Source organism: Flagellimonas yonaguniensis, from assembly GCF_029193885.1.
Lineage (GTDB): Bacteria > Bacteroidota > Bacteroidia > Flavobacteriales > Flavobacteriaceae > Flagellimonas > Flagellimonas yonaguniensis.
Genome location: NZ_JARFVB010000009.1, coordinates 94021 through 114389, shown reverse-complemented (window position 1 = coordinate 114389; position 20369 = coordinate 94021). Strand labels below are relative to the sequence as shown.

Here is a 20369-nt window from a genome sequence, read left to right as displayed (position 1 = left end):
TTAAATTCTTTGGTTCTTGATTACTTTATTGTGTGGGTTGTATTAGTTCCTATTTATATATAGGTATCCCGAATAGCTTTCATTCCCGGGGTTGACTTCACTGGTAAAAGTCAGTATGTAGAAATAGGTGCCACTTGGAAGTTCACGGTCCTTCTGTAGGGTTGCTCTTCCTTCTGATAAACCATAGAATAAGTTATTGCCTTGCCCATAGCTATCTATTTGATAGACTTGCACACCCCATCTATTGAAAATTTTCACATTGTTATCGGGATAATTTTCTATTCCCTGGATTCGGAAGTAATCATTCAACCCATCGCCATTCGGGGTCATTCCGTTGAATATTTGGAAATCAGAGCCTCCTCCAGTGTATTCGCAGAAGGTGGATACATTTACGGAAGTGATGTCATTTTCCTCATAACTATTATCGTCGGAATTATCAAAAACAGAATCCGTAGTATCTATTAAATCTGCAGTGACCACAGCTTGATTATCCACAAAAACACCATCGATATCCTCTTGTGTTGGATTATAGGTAGCTGTATAGGTCCATTCTTCGCCAGATTGAAGTATGCCATCTTCCGTTTCGGTTGTATTGATTAATCCAGTTATGGTACCGCCCAAAAGGTCGTCGTTTAAAACAATGTTCTCTAGCTCTACAGTTCCTGAGTTGATAACAGTAAATGTGTAATTGATACTATCATCACAACCATCGATATCAGTGTCGATTCCTTCTCCTGTTTTTATAAGTGCAATACCGAACAATGGGGTTCCGTCACCACCTCCATCACCTGGACAAGCATCATTGGGGACTTCTGTTCTGGTTGGGGTATTCTCGAAGTTACTGTCATCATCGGACAAATCGAAGACAATGAAATTGGAGTCTACAAGTTCCGCGGATATAATGGCTTGATTAATTACAAAACCATTGTCTATATCTTCCTGAGTTATTGGGTAAATGTCCGTGTATAACCATACTTCACCAACCTGTAGTATTCCATTTTCGGCTATACTTTCTGAATCTGGACCTGGAATTTCCTCCTGTCCAAAAAGTACTTCGTCAATCAATGAAACATTGTCCAGATCACTACCACCGATATTGGTAACTATGAAGGTATAGCGAATACTTTCTATACAACCGTCTTGATCAATATCGACAAGTTCAGCTTCCTTTATCAATCCAATATTACCTCCATCGGTACAAGCATCGTTCGGTACCGCAGTCCTTGTGGGCTCATCTTCGAAAAGACTATCATCATCCGACAGGTCGGATACCCCGATTTCCGTGTCGACGATTTCCCCATTGACTTCAGCTTGATTGACCACGGCTGCATTGTCGATGTCCTCTTGGGTAATGGAGTGGATGGCCTCATAGGTCCAGGTCTCCCCGACGGATAGGATGCCATCGTTATTGGTATCGGTTCCATCAATGGGACCGGACACCTCTCCGCCAAGGAGCTCGTCCTCCAACGTGATCTCGTCAATGTCCACACCTCCCGTATTGGTAAGGGTAAATGTATACAGGATACTTTCAATACACCCATCGCCATCAATATCCACGGCTTGCCCCACTTTTATCAAACCGATTTCGGCAGAGCCATCGGTGCAAGCATCGTTCGGCACCGCAGTCCTTGTGGGTTCATCTTCGAAAAGACTATCATCATCCGACAGGTCGGATACCCCGATTTCTGTGTCGACGATTTCCCCATTGACTTCAGCTTGATTGACCACGGCAGCATTGTCGATGTCCTCTTGGGTAATGGCGTAGATGGCCTCATAGGTCCAGGTCTCCCCGACGGACAGGATACCATCGTTATTGGTATCGGTTCCATCAATGGGGCCGGACACCTCTCCGCCAAGGAGCTCGTCCTCCAACGTGATCTCATCAATGTCCACACCTCCCGTATTGGTAAGGGTAAATGTATACAGGATACTTTCAATACACCCATCGCCATCAATGTCCACGGCTTGGCCGACTTTGATCAGGCCTATGTCAGGCACGGAACAGGAGGATAGATCAATAACCGTTGGGTCATCCTCCAGAACACTGTTATCGTCTGATAGATCTATGGCCATTTGGTTGAGACCTTGAATATCGGCTGATACAGTGGCCTGGTTTTCAAAAAAACCATTATTGAGATCTTCTAGGGTTATATTGTAAACCGCAACATAAGTCCATGCTTCATCCACGTCCAGAAAACCATCGTCATTATCATCTCCTCCGGATGGACCTGCAATGTCCCCACCAAGCAGTGGATCGTTCAAAACCACATTCTCTAAAATATTTACCCCTTGATTGGTCACTGTAAACTCGTATAAAATTATATTACAACCAGGGCCTGCCTCAATATCCTCCAATGCAGCTCCAGTTTTAACTACTGCTATATCGTCTTTGGATGGACATGAAGGCAAGGTTACCACGGTTGGGTCATTTTCCAATACACTGTCATCATCCGATAAATCCAGTACAAGGGCATTAGGATCTCCTTGGATATTTGCAGTTACCACAGCTTGATTGACAACCTCTTCGTTAAATTTATCCTGAATTGTTGTTGCATATGGGACGGTATAAACCCAGGTTTCACCAACTTCCAGCAAACCATTGACGATTATGTCTTCATTATCAGGGACACCTAGATCTCCTCCTAATAAAGGGTCGTTGAGCACCACATTTTCCAAGACATTTCCACCTTCATTGGTTACGGTAAACTGGTACAATATCAAGTTGCACCCTGCCATTCCACTGTCTATGCTTTCTAGGGGATTACCTGTCTTTATCACAGCTATTTCCGTGCTTAATGGACAAGAAGGTAAAAGAACAATCGTGGAATCATTGTCACTGACAATTTGATCTGGTTGTCCTACAACGTTGGCCGAAACCGACGTCATGGTTTCTACTTGATCATCTATTTTTTCTTGTGGCGTAGTAACATGGGCAGCATTATAAGTCCATACTTCTCCAACTTCCAAAATATTGTCAGGGTTCATACTTTCTGTTGGACCCGTAATGATTCCATCCAATAGATTATCACTGACCACAACATTTTCCAAATCATCTGTTCCTGTATTGGTTACGGTAATCTCGTACAGTACAAGGTTACAACCGGGATTTCCTTCCAAGGCGTCCAACGGATTCCCATTCACATTAATGGAAATATCCGGCACAAATGGTATATAACCCAAAGCATTGGTTTCAGCTTTGCCGACCAATATGTTGTTGGGATGATTGATGGTCTCTGCTAAGACCATGTAAGCAATAAGTAAAGTGAAAATGGGAATTAGACTTTCCTTAATTAATTTCTTCAGTGAGTTGGGGAGGGTAGTATTGTTCATGTGGAATGTTTTAATACTAATACATTGAAAGTGTTTCTGTTTATAAGGACAAATACAAAAACTCCTTTTAAAAAAGCTGATCAAACCGTATAAAACTTTTGGAAATCAGTATTTTATAAGGATGGTTATAGTTGTATTATGGGTCCAAATATCTACCTAAACATTTTTATATGTTGCCCTGAATTGACGAACGGGTGGGTTCAATTGACGTAGAGTGGATATGAATTCACGGATGGTTTTTGTGGAAAGTGAGAAAAGGCGATTTTTCCCTTTTATTTGAAAATAACAGGAAGAAAAAAGACACCCATTTAAGTGAAACAGGTGTCTTTGTTTATTTGATCGGCAAATGGTGATTTAAAGGCTGTTCTTTAAATATTTTGCGGTGTGGGATTTTGTGTCCTTGATGATTTCCTCAGGAGTGCCTTCCACCACTAAATTACCACCTTTTTCGCCACCTTCGGGACCAAGGTCGATAATGTAGTCAGCACATTTGACCAGCTCCATATTATGTTCGATAACAATTACCGAATGTCCTTTGTCAATGAGCTCATCAAAGGATTTAAGCAGTTTTTTAATGTCATGGAAGTGAAGTCCCGTTGTGGGTTCATCAAAGATGAACAAGGCTTTTTCCTTGGTATGGCCTTTTACCAAAAAGGAAGCGAGCTTTATCCGTTGCGCCTCACCACCGGAAAGGGTAGAGGAAGACTGTCCAAGTGCCACGTAACCCAATCCGACATCTTGCAAAGGTTTCAATTTGGCCACGATCTTATCTTGTTTGTGGGCTGCAAAGTGCTCAATGGCATCATCTATGGTCATATTAAGGATGTCGTCGATGTTCTTTCCTTCAAATTGCACCTCCAAAATATCCTTTTTGAATCGTTTTCCATTACAAGCATCACATTCCAAATGCACATCTGCCATAAATTGCATCTCTACCGTGATTTCTCCTTCGCCCTTACATTTCTCACAACGGCCACCATCCACATTAAAAGAAAAGTGTTTGGCCTTGTAGCCACGGAGCTTGCTCAATTTTTGTGAAGCAAACAGGCTGCGGATATCATCGTAGGCCTTGATATAGGTAACGGGATTGGAACGTGAAGAACGTCCAATGGGGTTTTGATCCACAAATTCCACGTGTTTGATGTGGGCGTACTTGCCTTCCATTGCCGAGAACTGACCGGCCTTTTCGCCATAACCACCCGTCTCCTTTAATATGGAAGGATACAGTATTTTTCTGACCAAGGTACTTTTTCCACTTCCTGATACACCCGTGACCACGGTAAGCACATTCAATGGAAATGTGACATCTATATTTTTAAGGTTGTTTTCCCGGGCTCCCTTAATTTGAATGTAGTGTTTTGAATTTCTACGCTCCTTGGGAACGGGTATTTCCATGGTTCCATTAAGGTAGGATGCCGTCAACGAATCAGATTGGAGGATGGTTTCCCAATCGCCTGTGGCAACGACTTTTCCGCCAAGAGTTCCTGCTTCCGGGCCAATATCAATAATTTCATCGGCAGCCTTCATAATATCCTCATCGTGCTCTACTACAATAACGGTATTGCCCAAATCACGAAGCGATTTTAAAACCTCGATTAAATTTTCGGTGTCCCGTGGGTGCAATCCAATACTGGGCTCATCCAAAATATACATGGAACCGACCAAACTGCTTCCCAATGATGTGGCCAAGTTAATCCGTTGACTTTCCCCACCCGACAGCGTATTGGATTTCCTATTCAAGGTAAGGTAGCTGAGACCCACTTTGTCCAAAAATTCCAAACGCGTGGTGATTTCCTTCAACAGTCTTTTAGAAACAGAGGTGTCGTGTTCGGAAAGTTGTAATTCTTCAAAAAATGGCATCAACTGGTTGATGGGTTGTTCAATCAAATCTGAAATGGATTTACCACCAACTTTTACATAATCTGCTTCTTTGCGCAGTCGTTTTCCTTTACATACGGAGCATCTGGTCTTGCCGCGGTAACGGGAAAGCATTACCCTGTTCTGGATTTTATAGCTTTTTTCCTCCAGTTGCTCAAAGAACTTATGGATTCCTATAAAATGGTCGTTCCCATCCCAAACCAATTGTTTTTGTTCTTCGGAAAGTTCAAACCAAGGTTTATGGATTGGAAAATCGAATTTATAGGCAGAATTTACCAATTGATCTCGGTACCATCCCATACTTTCGCCCCGCCACGGAAAAACGGCATTCTCATAAACTGATAGAGCCGTATTGGGAATCACCAAATCTTCATCAATACCGATAACATCCCCATAGCCTTCACATTTGGGACAGGCCCCATACGGATTGTTGAAACTGAACAAATGGACGTTGGGCTCCAAAAACTTCATCCCGTCCAGCTCAAATTGGTTGCTAAAGGTTTTTAGGTCTCCCGATTGAAGGTTCTCAATGGCACATTGCCCTTTGCCTTCAAAAAAGGCATTGTCCACGGCATTGGCCAAACGATTGTAAAAGTCCTCGTCATCTTTTACAATGATTCTATCCACAACCAAATCAAACTCCCTTTCGATATCTTCGGGAGCTTGATCGATTCGGATGACTTCCCCCTTGTACTTGATACGGGCATACCCTTGCTTGGAGAAAAGTTCCAAGGACTTTAAAGGATCGCGTTCTTCGGAAATGGTAATGGGTGCCAATAACAGGAGCTTGTCTCTCTCGCTCAATTCCTTTATATAATCAATGACATCGGTAACCGTATGCTTTTTTACTTCCTTGCCCGAAATAGGGGATAGGGTCTTCCCGATTCTCGCATACAACAACTTTAGGTAGTCGTAGATTTCCGTAGTGGTCCCGACCGTAGATCTTGGGTTGGTGGAATTTACTTTTTGTTCAATGGCAATCGCAGGGGCTATACCTTTTATATAGTCCACTTTTGGCTTGTCCAGTTTTCCTAAAAACTGTCGTGCATAGGAGGAAAGACTTTCCACATATCTACGTTGGCCTTCAGCGTATAGTGTATCAAAAGCTAAACTGGACTTCCCAGAACCCGATAAACCCGTGATAACCACCAATTTATTCCTTGGGATGACAACATCTATATTTTTAAGGTTATGTAGTTTAGCTCCCTTTATGATAATATTCTGCTTGGGATCTACGTTGATATTGATTGCCATTTGTTAAAATTAGGGTCTCAAAGATACGATACACAACACTTAATACGTATATTGCATCAGTTAACATATAAAAATCGTCAACTCACAACATAGATTTTAGGTCGCCTACCTGTTTATCTATATTTGAAGTGTAATTAAAATCCTGATAGGCCTATACAGAATAATTACTTTTTAAAGATTAAAAACTGAATAACTAAAGTCTTTCTTGGTAAAGGAAGGACTGTGATTTTAACCCAAAAAAGTAATTTGTATGGAACAACTACAGATTAATGATTCGATTTTAGTAAGGAATTACATTGACGGAGACGAAAAGGCTCTTGAAATCCTGATCAACAGGCACAACCAAAGAATCACCAGCTTTATTTACAGCAAAGTTTTGGACAGGGATGTTGCAGAGGACATCTTCCAGGACACTTTCATCAAGGTGATCAAAACCCTTAAAAGAGGAAAGTACAGTGAGGAAGGCAAATTTTTGCCTTGGGTAATGCGTATTGCCCACAACTTAGTAATAGACCACTTCCGTAAGAACAAAAGAATGCCCAAATTCGAGGGTAGTGATGACTTCAACATCTTTTCTGTTATACACGATGAGAAGTTGAATGCTGAAAAGCAACTCATCAAAGATCAAATTGAAAGCGATCTTACCCTTTTGATAGATGAATTGCCAGACGATCAAAGAGAAGTGTTGGTCATGCGTATATACAAGGATATGAGCTTCAAGGAAATATCCGAAAACACAAACGTGAGCATCAATACAGCTTTGGGAAGAATGAGATACGCCCTTATCAACCTTAGAAAAATCGTAGAGCGTAAGAATATCGTTTTAACGAATTAATCGGCATTACGTCGAAGCCAACAATATTTCCAATCTAGCGCCGTTATATAATGGAAACAATTACTTACGCTAGAATATGGAAAACATTTACTCTGAAGAACAAAAATCCGTAAAAACGGTAAAAGCGAGTCAGAAAACAGTAGATTTTTTGCTTAGCTTTTCAAAATCGATTCATGTAGTTGACTACAAAAAACACCAGTTTGAAGTAACATTGAATTAATTTAAGGATCAAACTGACGAAAAGAGCCGCTAAATGCGGCTCTTTTTGTTTTTATAATAATCGTTGATCACGGTTTTTCTTCCAATGGTCCTGGTTATAATGTCTTTTTCCAAATCCCATCCTCTTGCAGGGGAATATTCCCGACCATACCAAATAATCTGAAGATGTAGTTTATTCCAGATTTCTTTTGGGAACAATCGCTTGGCATCACGCTCGGTCTGAACCACGTTTTTTCCAGTACTGAAACCCCATCGGTACATCAACCTGTGAATATGGGTATCAACCGGGAAGGCCGGTATTCCAAAAGCTTGGGAAACCACTACACTGGCCGTTTTATGTCCTACGGCAGGCAGTTCCTCAAGTAAAGCTATGTCCCGAGGTACTTTACCGTTATACTTTTCAATCAGTATTTTGGAGAGTCCGTAAATTCCTTTCGATTTCATAGGGGAAAGGCCGACAGGTTTAATGATTTCCCGAATTTCCTCCTCCGAAAGTTTTACCATATCAAAGGGATTGTCCGCTTTTTCAAATAACAACGGAGTAATCTGGTTTACCCTAACATCCGTACTTTGGGCCGATAACAGCACGGCAACCAATAGAGTATAAGGATCTTTATGGTCTAATGGAATAGGGATGGTAGGATAGAGTTCATCCAAGGTTTTAATGGTAAAATCAACCTTTTCTTGTTTGGTCATATTTGTTTAACTTTGATAAAGTAAATATTAAACAATTAATTCAAGAGCAACGCACATGAATATGTTAAAAGTAGGAGATAAAGTACCTGATTTTTCAGCAAAAGACCAAGACGGAAATACAATTAATCTTAGTGATTATAAAGGAAAAAAACTAGTGGTCTTTTTCTATCCAAAGGCAAACACGCCTGGTTGCACGGCAGAGGCCTGTAATCTACGTGACAATTATAAGGAATTGCAAGACCAAGGTTTTGAGCTTTTGGGTGTAAGCGCTGATTCAGAAAAGAAGCAAACCAATTTTAGAAATAAATATGAGTTTCCTTTTCCATTATTGGCTGATGAGGATCACACGGTAATCAACACCTTTGGTGTTTGGGGACCTAAAAAATTTATGGGCAAAGAATATGATGGTATCCACCGAACCACTTTTGTTATTGATGGAGAAGGTGTAGTGGAAAATGTTATTGAAAAAGTGAAGACCAAGGATCACGCTGCACAGATATTGGCATAAAAAGGCATAGAGATAGCAGATTCTTCACTTCGTTCAGAATGACAAAATGGACATTGGATAACATTCCTTATTCTGATTGAAATTTATCGTGTCATTCTGAAGGAGCAACGTGACTGAAGAATCTCAACATCAAAGTGGCTGTAGATGATTTTTGCTACACTCATTATGACATGTATAAACGTAATTCCGTACGGATGCTAGCTAGTGCAATCGCTGTAGGCATATAAAGTAAAAAAGGCGCTTGATCAGCGCCTTTTCTTTTATTATTCTTTTTCTTCCAGAACTTTTCTGGTAAACAATTCCTTTTCTTTTATTATTTCGGCAATACCTTCCGGTAGTTCTTTTTCCCAACCTTCATCTTTCTTGATGATTTTTTTGAGCACATCCCTTGAGAATATATGAAGCACATCCGGATCATAATCGATAATATCCATTACTTTTCCATTGTACTTAAAGAATTTGTAAAGCTCCTTCATTCTTGGATGGACCTTTACATTGTTACTGGTAAGCACTTGACCGGTCTCTGGATCTTTCATCGGATACAGATAAACCTTAAGATCTTTAAAGAACAACTTTCCGAATGCTTCAAGAATACCTCCACTTAAGTGACGGTAGTATTTCTCATCAAATACATCCACCAAGTTGTTCACACCCATGGTCAATCCAATCTTGGCTTTGGTGTAATTATTAAAGTATTCTACCAGTTTATAGTATTCCTGGAATTTGGATATCAATACCGTATGGCCAAGGGAGCAGAGTAGTTCTGCCCTGTCCATAAAATCCTGTTCATCAATCTCGCCTGAGGCTTTTAAGTTGGAAAGGGTTATTTCAAATACAACTATGGCATTTTCCATATCCACTGTCTGCTCCCGAATGAAGATATCGTACGACTTCTGGAACATATCCATATTTACCTTGGTCACAGGCCTAAAACTACCGCGAAGTGCCAAGATGTTTTTCTTGTACAAAACAGCCGCAGGTAGTAGATTGTTTCCATCTGGGCCGAACATTACCGCATCGGTCATATCGTTTTTAATAAGCTGAAGGCTCATCAAACGGTTATCGACATCGGCAAAATTGGGTCCAGTAAAGTTGATCATGTCTATCTCCAAAGTATCATGGTCGATATGATCGTAAAGGTATTTTAGAAGTTTTTTAGGCTTATGGAACTTGAAGAATGCCCCATACATTAGGTTCACACCCAATATACCGAGGGTCTCTTGTTGTAACCTAGCTTCATTTTGCTTAAAACGGATATGAAGCACGATTTCATCATATTCCTTCTGATCAGGATCTAACTGGAACCGAAGTCCTACCCAACCATGTCCCTTGTATCTTTTGGAAAAATCGATGGTAGCCACGGTATTGGCATAGGTAAAGAACAAATAATCGGGGTTATTATCCCTGCTGATTCGTTCTTCTACCAAATTCATTTCATGGTCCAGCATCTTTTTTAAACGTGACTGGGTAACATAGCGCCCATCTTCCTCGATGCCATAGATGGCATCACTGAAAGATTTATCATACGCGCTCATCGCCTTTGCAATGGTACCGGAAGCTCCTCCTGCCCTAAAGAAATGTCTGGCGGTTTCCTGTCCCGCACCAATCTCGGCAAAGGTTCCGTAAATATCACGGTTTAAGTTTATCCTTAGGGTTTTCGCCTTAATGGAAGGAATATTCTCAAAAGCATTTTCTTTGCTTGGTAAGCTAGGCATGTCCGTTTTTTTAATGTGAAGCAAAGTTACACTCTTCACGCAATCTATTAAATAAATAAGTTATAATTTTGGATTTAATGGATGATAAGATGACCATTACTTTTTTGGGCACGGGAACTTCACAGGGAATACCGGTAATCGGAAGCAACCATCCCGTTTGCCTTAGTAAAGACCCAAAAGACAAAAGACTGCGCGTATCCGTATTGATTTCGTGGAAAAATTACAACTATGTCATTGATTGCGGGCCGGATTTCAGACAACAAATGTTGACCAATCCCATAGAAAAATTGGATGGGATTCTGTTTACCCACGAGCACGCCGATCACACCGCGGGGATTGATGATATTCGCCCTTTTTTCTTTCGACAAGGAGACATTCCCATCTATGCACACCCAAGGGTGCTTGATTCCCTCAGAAGACGTTTTGATTACATTTTTGCAGATGAAGACCGTTATCCTGGGGCTCCTGCCGTACAGGTCCACGAAGTTTCAAAGAGCGAGAACATTCCCTTGGGCGATTTGGATGTGGTGCCTATCGAAGCCTATCACAACAGATTGCAGGTTTTTGGATACCGTTTTGGCGAGTTCATCTATATGACCGATGTGAAACGGGTAGAGGAAGAGGAAATCAAAAAAATGAAAGGCGCCAAAGTGTTGGTGATAAATGCGCTTCGGCTCGAGCCCCATCATTCCCATTTCAATTTGGAGGAAGCTATTGAATTTGCTGAAAAAGTAGGGGCAGAGCAAACATATTTCACCCATATCAGTGCTTTGTTGGGTTTCCATGAAGAAGTGGAAAAAAGTCTTCCCAAAAACATACATTTGGCCTACGATAACCTACAGATTAAAATTTAAATCCATGAAAAGAAACATATTTCTATACCTATTTGTTTTTGCCGCTCTATTGGCCCTTTTTCAATATGTGACTGGAAACAATATGCAAAAAGCATTGACCTCAGATGTAAAACAGCTTGAAGAAGAGGTGGTGGAATTGAAGGATTCATTGCAGACCATGCACTTAAAGGTTTTGGATATGCAATACTTCAGTTTGGATAACAATGATGACGCTTTGGCGTATTATGATCATTTAAATTTGGAGAATCCATCGCTCTATATTCAAGATAAGTTACTGGAAACCAATGAAAAAAAAGGAGACAACCCTTTGATTCCCTACGCAGGAATGGAAAGTGATTTTAAAATCAACAAGATCAAGGTACTGAACCATAAATGGATATTGGCGGATTTCTCCGATGGGAAATATTGGGGCGACCTAATTATAAAATATGAGTTAAAGGATGATTTGAGCGTGGACTTTACCCTGGCCGAACATTTACTATACGCTCCGCAGGACTACTAATAACTTACTTGTCGTTGCCCTGAGCTTGCCTGTCTACCGGGAAAGGCAGATTTTAGGGTCTCAGTTTGTGGGATGGGATTCCGTGTCAAGCACGGAATGACAACTAATATTTAAATATGCTCCTCCAACCACTTTTTAAACGAAAGGAAATTCTGTTGTGACACGCCATGCCCCACAGGAAATTCCTCGTAAGTTGTTGGAATATTCAATTTTTTCAGGAATGCAGGGGATTTTTCGGCCCATTCCAAAGGAATCACTTGGTCGACTTGCCCATGCGACACATAAAAATTAAGATTGCTGTGGTCTTTATCTGAATAGCCGTCCATCAAAATATTTTCATTGATGTATCCACTAAGTGCAACCACATTCTTCACTTTTTCCGGATATGACAGGGCAACTGCATAGCTCAAAATAGTTCCTTGGCTAAATCCTAAAAGGGTAATGTTTTCTTTATCAAGATTATAGGCTTCAATAGCCTCATCAATAAAAGTCACAATCCTCTCCCTAGACTCCTTGGCCTGTTCATTATCACTCCATTTGCCCTGTTCCGCATCAAAATTAATAGCGTACCAAGCGTGTCCAAAGGGTTCTAGGTTATAGGGTGCTTTTACGGAAATTACCATTAACTCATCGGGTAGTTCCGATGCAAAGGAAAAAAGGTCTTCCTCATTACTACCATACCCATGAAACATAAAAAGGGCTGGGATTTTTCCTGAAATCTTGGATGATGGTCGAAGTAAATATTCTAGAGATAAGGGCTTTAGGGACATTGTATTGGTTTATGATATGAATGTAAACCATTTTTGAAAGTATTCACCCAATACGGGCAATGGTTTTGTTTTTTCGTTAAGCACTTGCAAAAAACCAAACACCCATATAATAAGATAAAAAATATAGATTGGAAACGATAAATAAACATATCCAGTGTATGTAAGTAAAATAGCAAGGGCGTGAAAAAGCACATGAATGCCAAATGCCTGCCGAATATGAAAACGGGCAAAAGCATTTTTAGGCTCAATGTTCATGGTAATGGCTATTAAGCAACCTATTATGGTAATATATGACACAATAGCCGTGGTTTTTCCTGGGGTGGAATTACTCATTATAAAGTACTTTGATTATTGTTGATGACTCCGTAAACCTTTCCTTTTAAAGCAGCTCCCACGAACATACTGTTTTTTGATGTTGAAAGAATGTCTGTTGCCTCAAAGGTGTACTCCCCATCAGGATTGAACAGGGTAAGACAAGCTTTGGCACCTTCTTCCAGTTTGGGTGCATCGATTTGGTATCGTTCTCGTCCCTTTGTCAATAAATTGATGGTTTCATCCAGTTCAAAAATGGTGTTCAAGCTACCAAAAGCGGATTCCAATCCAAGGCTCCCACTTTTAGCATTATCAAATTCCACACGTTTGTGTTCAACATCCATGGGAATGTGGTCCGAGGTCACAAAATCTATGGTTCCATTTTTCACACCTTTGATCAAGGCCTTGCAATCCACTTTTGTCCGTAGGGGAGGAGATACCTTAAAGTGGGTATCAAAACCTACCAAAGTCTCATCTGAAAAGAAAAGATTGTGTACAGCAACACTACAGGTCACGTCCAACCCTTTTTTCTTGGCTTCGGCAATCAGTTTTACCGAACCTGCCGAAGAAATCGTAGGGATATGGAGTTTTCCACCAGTGTATTCCAATACGAACAAATCCCGAGCAATCTGAAGTTCTTCAGCCAAAGCAGGGATTCCTTTGAGCCCCAGTTTTGTTGACACCTCGCCTTCATGCGCGACTCCTTTTCCTTTAATGTCCCCATCTTGAGGAAAAGAATACACCAATCCGTCAAAGTTTTGGGCATACAACAATGCTATTTTAAGCAAATTGGGGTTGGAAATTTGTTTTTTGAAATCATAAAAGGCAACTGCACCTGCATTTTTCATATCAAAAAGCTCCGCAAGAGCCTCTCCATCTGAATTTGTGGTCAAAGCACCTATCGGATGAACTTTGGTGGCCTTTCCTTGTCCGCGTTCCTTTAAAAACACGACATCGGAACTTGTATCTGGAACGGGGTGGGTGTTGGGATTGAGAACAATATCGGTAAAACCACTTTTACCCGCTGTATAAAGTCCATTGGCCATGGTCTCGCGTTCCTCAAACCCTGGTTCGCCAAAACTTATGCTACTATCAAACCATCCAAGGGAGACGTGCAGGTTCTCTTTTTCCACGACCTTACTATTGGCAGGGGCTTCCACAGAGGCACCAATCTTTTCGATTAGCCCTTTTTTGATAAGGATATCTCGCTTTTTCAGGTGAAGTGCCTTGTTCTCTGGGCATACAATTTTTGCAGACTTCAGCAGAATGTTCATGTAACAAATTTTTGAATGAGTACCTCAATAAGCGCCAGAAGCAACGCTAAAATAACAAACCATTTCCAATATGCGGCAATGTTGTTCTCAGCTTCTAGATATTCAAATAACTCTGGAATGGAATCCATGGTGTTCACATTTTCCAATGTGCCCATATCCAGATATTTGAGCTGGCTTTCCGTTCTCGGATAGTTGAAACTTATATTTTGTAATGCTTGATCGTTCTGTACAATCGAGTAAATACCATCTTCGGACGGGCTTTGATCAAAAGTAAGTCGTACCCGATTGGGGAAAGCTTGTTGGAGCGGAATAAATTCATGCCCCTCTTTGGAAACCTTTAAAATATCATCTGTGCCGATTTCCGCAGAAATATCCACCGTGTTGACGTCGCCAAGCGTTTGGTATGACTTTGGAGCCTGCAAACTCGACTGTGCCATATTATAAAAAGTGGGTACGATCAGCGGAGAGTTGATGAAATTTGAGTTTTCCAAATCCAAAGGAGCCGTAAACACATACAATCCATCATCGCCAACTAAAAAGGGATCACCACCGTCCATCGACAATGCCGTAGGAAGACTAGTCTGTGTGTTGAAATGCTCTTTTACCGATGGATATTGAAAATTCGTTACTTCCTGCTCAAATACATTATGGTACAACGGATGACCGTAGCTTATGGTAGTCAATTGTTGGTCCCCAACAACCTTTTCAGAAAACCTGGTGGATGATAAGCTCGTTAATAAGCCATTGTATGAAGAAATATCACTATTGCCATCAGGAACAACGATTAAAGTGCCTCCGTCATTTTTAAATGTACGTAAGATATTTTGGAGGCTACTTGGAATTGATATCTGGGAATCCAAAATAACCACATTTTGATTGTCCAAACCACTGTAATCCAATTGATTTAAACGATATTTTTGAAGTTCGAACTCCTCTCCACGAAAAAGACGGTTCAAATAATCACTATCCGAATCACTTATGGCCAAAACCTTTATTTTTTCCGGAGTATTGATATTGAAATAGAATCGATTATCATACCCCAATACATTATCGATGATACTCAAACGCCCATTCAATGCTTCATTGGCCGGAATGGTAAATTCGACTTCAGCATCTTTATCGGATTTAAACTTTGCGGCTGTTTTGGCAATCAATTCGTCACCATTATAAAGTGAAATGGGCAAAGCCTCATCTTCGTTGCCGCCAGAAAGAAAAACATGGAGGCTGGCCTGATCGTTGACATTTTCATCCACAAAAACAGAATCAATGGAAATATTTTGGAGTTCCTGTGCTTGCATTGGAACAAAATACGTTGACAAAGAGGAATCTATATCAACATTCCCTTCGGATATCCTTTCCTGAAAATCAGAAACTACAATCAGGTTTTTGACCACCCCATTGCTTTGGGAAAATATGCTCTTGGCCTTTAGGCCAATCCCATTAAGATCAAGTTGTTTGTATGAGTAGGGGAGCGATAACACTGAATTTTGGATATCAGACATTCGAACATTACTAAATGTTTTTTCGTTGGTAAACAGACTGAATTCTGATTCCTCGTCAATATTCTTGATCAAATCCTGAACGGCTTTCTCCAAAAGTGAAATGCCATTGTTCTTGGCCTGCATGCTGAAGGAATCGTCCAAATACACAACGGTCTCCTTTTCTTGAAGTGCTGTGTTAGACGAAGTAAAGGGTTGTGCAAAGGCAATAATAATGGCAGCCAGTAATGACAAACGCGTAAATAAAAGCAACCATTTTTTAAGGGTGTTGCTTTTTCTGGACTCCGAGGCCACTTTTTGCAGCATGGCCACATTCGTAAATGGAGTTTTGGTAAAGCGTCGTAGTTGAAATAAGTGAATTAAAACGGGTATGACTAGAAGAAAAAGTGCCCAAAGAATTTCTGGATGTTTAAACTGCATTCCCAACATTGCTTGGTCAAAGATAGGCATTAAAACATTCTGATTTTAAACTTCATTTGTCAATGACCAATTAACAACCCACAATTTATTGTCATTCTGAGCATAGCGAAGAATCTCTTTTCTGAAAAAACGGTCAAAGCCTAACAAAAAAAGAAGTAATCCTGCATTGGGAATTGACCTAACTCGGCAAAATAACCACGGATTTCTTTTTGTGCATCTTCGTTGGCAACGGTTATGATACTTTGTGGATCTTTCAAATCCTCTAATGCCTCAAAATGGACCAATTCTTTATCGTGGATTTTTTTACCGATTTTTTTTGGATTGTCGCACAGCCACGTAAAATCCAAACCCTGTTTTTTAAGTCCTTTGGCAATCTTCTTTCCTTTGAATCCTGCTCCCCAGACCACTAATGGTCGGTTTGAATTATGGTTCAACTTCAAAAAATAATGGAGTTTGATGTCTAAAAAATAATTTTGGGCATAGTGTTCATGGGTTCTGGAAGTACGGGTATCATAGTCACGCCAAAGATGTAAAACTTGGTCGCAAGGAATAATTTTAAAACTATTTTCGTAAAATCGAAAGGTCAGGTCGTAATCTTCAGGATACCGCTGTGGCTCAAAACCTTTACATTTTTCAAAATCATCACGATGTACCATCCAGCAAGGGGAAGGAATCACACATTCTTTGTAAATCTCATCAAAATTGTTTCCTTCTGATGTCAAATGGTTCAACCATTGTTCATATCGTTCGTAACCATTGCTGATGCCTCGGTTTGAAAAATACTTCACTTGTCCAACCGCAATATGACCGGTGCCGTTTTCTTTTAGAGAGTTGACCATGACCTCCAAACGGTTGGATTTCATGATATCATCGGAATCCATTCGGGTTACAAATTGACCATGACTCTCGGCGTAGCCCGTTTGAAGCGCGGGAATGATTCCATTTCCTTTATTCTGATAAACTTTGATACGTTTATCTTTCTGGGAATAGGAGGTAAGAAGCTCAAAACTTCCATCGATGGAATGGTCGTTGACGGCCAATACTTCCCAATCGGTGTAAGATTGGTTCACAATGGAATCCAAGCATTCAGGGAGGTAATGTGAGGTATTTTTAAAGGGAATAATAATGCTGATCTTGCCGTTTTGCATGCTGCAATGTAACTAAATCTTTACAGGCAACTCAAGTGAAAGGAAGCAAATCGGGCTCCAAATATGCTGTTTTTGCTTTTTGGTCCGCAAGTACATTTTCTCCATAATGCTGGAAAAGTAATTCTTTAAATGAAGTGACTAGTCTTGGATACTCGCATACAAATTCATCAAACGTAATTGCATTGGATTTTTGCCTGAAATGATGCACCACTTTTACTGCAGCCACTGTTAATGTCATATGATATTTGGTGCCATCCCCATGAAGCTTATCAAAATTTTTGATGGCTTCACAAGTTTTGGAAATGGCAGTTTCCTCATCAAACAGATTCAGGTATATCCAAGCCAGTTTTATGTGCGCCTTGTGATGGAACTGCTCTGGTGGGAATTTGCCTGTTTCAAAAGCTTTTATAAAATCGGCATCGTTCATTTCACTGGTTTTTGAGAGTCTTATCGATAGCATCTTTTACCATTCTCTCCATAACCTCATAACCCGCTTTGGTCACATGTACTTCATCTGTGGTCAACTCCGATGGCAGACCATTTCTGTCATCGGCCATTTCAGAGAAATAATCCAAATACATGGCCCCCTCGTTTTCTGCCATTTCTTTGAGCATCTTGTTCAGTTTCGGAATTTTGATATTTGGTTGCAAACCAGGACGCCAAGGATAATCGTAGGCGGGGAGTACGGAACAAACAATCGGCTTAATGCCGTTTGCTTTGGCCAGTTCTACCATGGAAAGGATATTATCATGGATTTGTTCCAGTGTCATGGGGCCGGTGTTGCCTGCAATATCGTTGGTTCCAGCCAAAACCACCACCGCTTTCGGGCTCAAATCAATCACATCTTGGCGAAAACGCAACAGCATCTGAGGAGTTGTCTGTCCACCAATGCCGCGATTTACATACGGATTTTCAGCAAAAAATTCTGGATGGGTGCCTATCCACATTTCGGTAATGGAATTTCCCATGAACACCACCCGATTTTCACTTTCTGTGGGAGCGGGAAGTTCTGTATTCTCATTTTTATACTTTTCCAAATTGGGCCAATCCTGTGCATTGACTTTTGAGGTAATTGACAATCCTAAGAACGATAGCATGATCCAAAGTATGGTTTGTTTTTTCACTATGTGCGGTTTTTGTTAAAAATAGAAAATTATCACTGCACAAAAAGTAAATACAAAATAAAAAAGAGTAGTATCGTGGTTATTATGGCAGAAAACATTATCCTCTTTTCTTTTTTATTCTGAATGATCATCTTTTTGCGAATACGTGCAATATCATGCGGAGTGGACTTTTTAAAATGTAATTTTGTGACGCTTTTTTTACCGTAAACGTCATCAATGGATTTCAACTTTCTCTTTTTTAGCATGCTCCTGTTGACCTTAAAGCTATTTATAGCATGCATCATACTTCCTTCACCTCCCATAATTGATATATTTTACATTATAAGTGTCGATTATTGCACTTTTGTTACACATAAAACCACTTTGTAGTTTATTCTTCAATAAAAAAGCGGTATAACTTAAATATCATACCGCTTCTACAATTTAAATGTCGTTTAAATCAATACTTCGCGCTCTTCTCGTTGGCTTGGGTTTTTAAAATAAACGCTCTAATATCTTCATTGGCTGTTTTCAAATCTTCTTTCCTCAAATACATCATGTGACCGGAGCGATAACCCTTCCACTCGAATCTATCCTTCATTTTGCCACTTGGATCCACTTGTGACATGGTGTACTTGGCCGCAAAATAAGTACAGGCACCATCATAATAACCCGATTGAACCAAAACGTTCAAATACGGATTCTGTGCCATGGCTTGACGTAAATTGTCTCTAACATTGTCATTGCTATCATCCCAAGGATGAACAGGGCCGAACATGTTGTACTTAATATCGGTTTTAAAATCAAGTTCTTCCTGCAAGTAATAGTTGATGGCAGGGGTAAAACTGTGCAACCAAGAGGTCAACTCGGGGGAATAATCCGGTCGAGTACCCGCCAAGGTTTTGTCGATTCCCAAATAACGGCTGTCCAAACGCCCGATGGTATACCCACTTTTGTCCCTCAATAGTGCTTTCCAGAAAAATTGCGTTGGCACATCCAAGTTGTGATCAATAATGTCCTTGGCATCCAATCCAGAATAGCGGGCCATTTTATTGGCAACGGCTTTGCGTTCAGCATCTGGGATAAAGCCACCTTTGGCAAGGGCAGGCAATAATTCATTGATGGTAAATTCCTCTACTTCGGGCAACACTTCCAGTAAGTCTTTGCTTTGCAAATCAGATGGTAGCGCCTTGTGGTGCCATGCCGTGGCAGCAAAATATGGTAAGTTCAATGCGCTGGAAACAGGGTCGTTGTCACGGAATACCTTGTAATCGGCAGGGGAAACCATGATCACACCGTTCAGATACATCCATTGTTGGTTTTGTAGTGCCAACGAGAGCCCCATTACTCGGGTGCCTCCGTAACTTTCGCCCACAATATATTTCGGGGAATTCCAACGGTTGTTTCTGGACACAAAAGTGTTCAGCCATTCAGCCAAGTATTTGGTATCTGCATTGATTCCGAAGAATTTTTTACGGTCTACTTCTTTTCCTGTTTCGGGTATGGTACGAGAATAACCCGTGTTCACTGGGTTTACATACACAATGTCAGTCACATCCAAAACGGAATAAGGATTTTCCTTGGCACCATAAGGCTGCACAGGGTATCCTTCATCATCGATTTTAAGGATACGCGGACCCGTGTAGGCCAAGTGCATCCAAACGGAACCGGAACCAGGTCCACCGTTAAAAGAAATCAATAAGGGTCTGGACGATCTATCCTTTATACCGTTTTTAGTGTAGTAGGTGTAATGCAAAGATGCAATAGGCTCCCCCAATTCATCCCAAACGGGCTGTGTCCCCGTGGTTGCGGTATAATCGATTCGTGAACCGTTGATGGTTACCGAATGTTGTGTGGTCACAGTAGTGTCAATGGGTAATTTTCTGCTTTGTGAAAATGCCAATGAGGTGCAAAGAGCCATCCCCAGTAGTAAGAGTTTTTTCATTTTAAAGGGTTGAATTAGTAGTCCATAAAAATAAGGAATTTGAAAGTTCTTGTTCCACTATAAGGACTACAAATGACCCTATTCAAGGTATTTATCATTATTTTTAA

At 40.6% G+C, this 20369-nt stretch carries 16 protein-coding genes; 4 read left to right on the top strand and 12 right to left on the bottom strand.

What is annotated here, in order from left to right:
• Nucleotides 1–42: 42 nt before the first annotated feature.
• Both PY092_RS14060 and uvrA read right to left on the bottom strand, forming a co-directional pair.
• Nucleotides 43–3330: a gliding motility-associated C-terminal domain-containing protein gene (locus tag PY092_RS14060; RefSeq protein ID WP_275616437.1), complete on the bottom strand. Its 3288-nt coding sequence runs from the start codon at nt 3328–3330 to the stop codon at nt 43–45.
• Nucleotides 3331–3684: 354 nt separating this feature from the next.
• Nucleotides 3685–6462: an excinuclease ABC subunit UvrA gene (gene uvrA, locus PY092_RS14055; RefSeq protein ID WP_275616436.1), complete on the bottom strand. Its 2778-nt coding sequence runs from the start codon at nt 6460–6462 to the stop codon at nt 3685–3687.
• A gap of 250 nt (nt 6463–6712) precedes the next feature.
• Here uvrA and PY092_RS14050 point away from each other — a divergent pair, with 250 nt between their 5' ends.
• Complete coding sequence (locus PY092_RS14050) at nt 6713–7297, top strand: RNA polymerase sigma factor (RefSeq protein WP_275616435.1); 585 nt, start codon at nt 6713–6715, stop codon at nt 7295–7297.
• 249 nt (nt 7298–7546) lie between these two features.
• Here PY092_RS14050 and PY092_RS14045 read toward each other — a convergent pair whose 3' ends face one another.
• Entirely contained in the window at nt 7547–8212 is a 666-nt protein-coding gene (locus PY092_RS14045; RefSeq protein ID WP_275616434.1) for an endonuclease III domain-containing protein, read from the bottom strand.
• 55 nt (nt 8213–8267) lie between these two features.
• On the opposite strand from PY092_RS14045, the gene bcp reads away from it, so the two are divergent.
• Complete coding sequence (gene bcp, locus PY092_RS14040; RefSeq protein WP_275616433.1) at nt 8268–8720, top strand: thioredoxin-dependent thiol peroxidase; 453 nt, start codon at nt 8268–8270, stop codon at nt 8718–8720.
• A gap of 263 nt (nt 8721–8983) precedes the next feature.
• Here bcp and PY092_RS14035 read toward each other — a convergent pair whose 3' ends face one another.
• Nucleotides 8984–10435: a TonB-dependent receptor gene (locus tag PY092_RS14035; protein WP_275616432.1), complete on the bottom strand. Its 1452-nt coding sequence runs from the start codon at nt 10433–10435 to the stop codon at nt 8984–8986.
• A gap of 89 nt (nt 10436–10524) precedes the next feature.
• On the opposite strand from PY092_RS14035, the gene PY092_RS14030 reads away from it, so the two are divergent.
• Both PY092_RS14030 and PY092_RS14025 read left to right on the top strand, forming a co-directional pair.
• Nucleotides 10525–11289, top strand: a complete 765-nt coding sequence (locus PY092_RS14030) for an MBL fold metallo-hydrolase (RefSeq protein ID WP_275616455.1) — start codon at nt 10525–10527, stop codon at nt 11287–11289.
• Nucleotides 11290–11293: 4 nt separating this feature from the next.
• Nucleotides 11294–11791, top strand: a complete 498-nt coding sequence (locus PY092_RS14025) for a hydrolase (RefSeq protein ID WP_275616431.1) — start codon at nt 11294–11296, stop codon at nt 11789–11791.
• Between the two features lie 110 nt (nt 11792–11901).
• Here the strand turns inward: PY092_RS14025 and PY092_RS14020 are convergent, their stop codons facing one another.
• The 8 genes from PY092_RS14020 to PY092_RS13985 form a co-directional block, all read right to left on the bottom strand.
• Entirely contained in the window at nt 11902–12561 is a 660-nt protein-coding gene (locus PY092_RS14020; protein WP_275616430.1) for an alpha/beta hydrolase, read from the bottom strand.
• A 9-nt stretch (nt 12562–12570) separates the two neighbouring features.
• Complete coding sequence (locus PY092_RS14015; protein WP_313790225.1) at nt 12571–12816, bottom strand: hypothetical protein; 246 nt, start codon at nt 12814–12816, stop codon at nt 12571–12573.
• A gap of 77 nt (nt 12817–12893) precedes the next feature.
• Nucleotides 12894–14147 carry a dihydroorotase gene (locus PY092_RS14010; protein WP_275616428.1) on the bottom strand — a complete coding sequence of 418 codons (1254 nt, stop codon included), beginning with the start codon at nt 14145–14147 and terminating at the stop codon, nt 12894–12896.
• The gene (locus PY092_RS14005; RefSeq protein ID WP_275616427.1) at nt 14144–16096 is read right to left on the bottom strand and encodes a BatA domain-containing protein; all 1953 of its coding nucleotides are present in this window, start codon (nt 16094–16096) and stop codon (nt 14144–14146) included. Before PY092_RS14005 ends, PY092_RS14010 begins: the two co-directional genes overlap by 4 nt.
• Before the next feature lie 110 nt (nt 16097–16206).
• Nucleotides 16207–17214 carry a glycosyltransferase gene (locus PY092_RS14000; protein ID WP_275616426.1) on the bottom strand — a complete coding sequence of 336 codons (1008 nt, stop codon included), beginning with the start codon at nt 17212–17214 and terminating at the stop codon, nt 16207–16209.
• Nucleotides 17215–17245: 31 nt separating this feature from the next.
• Nucleotides 17246–17641, bottom strand: a complete 396-nt coding sequence (locus tag PY092_RS13995) for a hypothetical protein (RefSeq protein ID WP_275616425.1) — start codon at nt 17639–17641, stop codon at nt 17246–17248.
• 1 nt (nt 17642) lies between these two features.
• Entirely contained in the window at nt 17643–18338 is a 696-nt protein-coding gene (locus PY092_RS13990) for an SGNH/GDSL hydrolase family protein (RefSeq protein ID WP_275616424.1), read from the bottom strand.
• A 439-nt stretch (nt 18339–18777) separates the two neighbouring features.
• Nucleotides 18778–20262, bottom strand: a complete 1485-nt coding sequence (locus PY092_RS13985; RefSeq protein ID WP_275616423.1) for a S10 family peptidase — start codon at nt 20260–20262, stop codon at nt 18778–18780.
• Nucleotides 20263–20369: the final 107 nt, after the last annotated feature.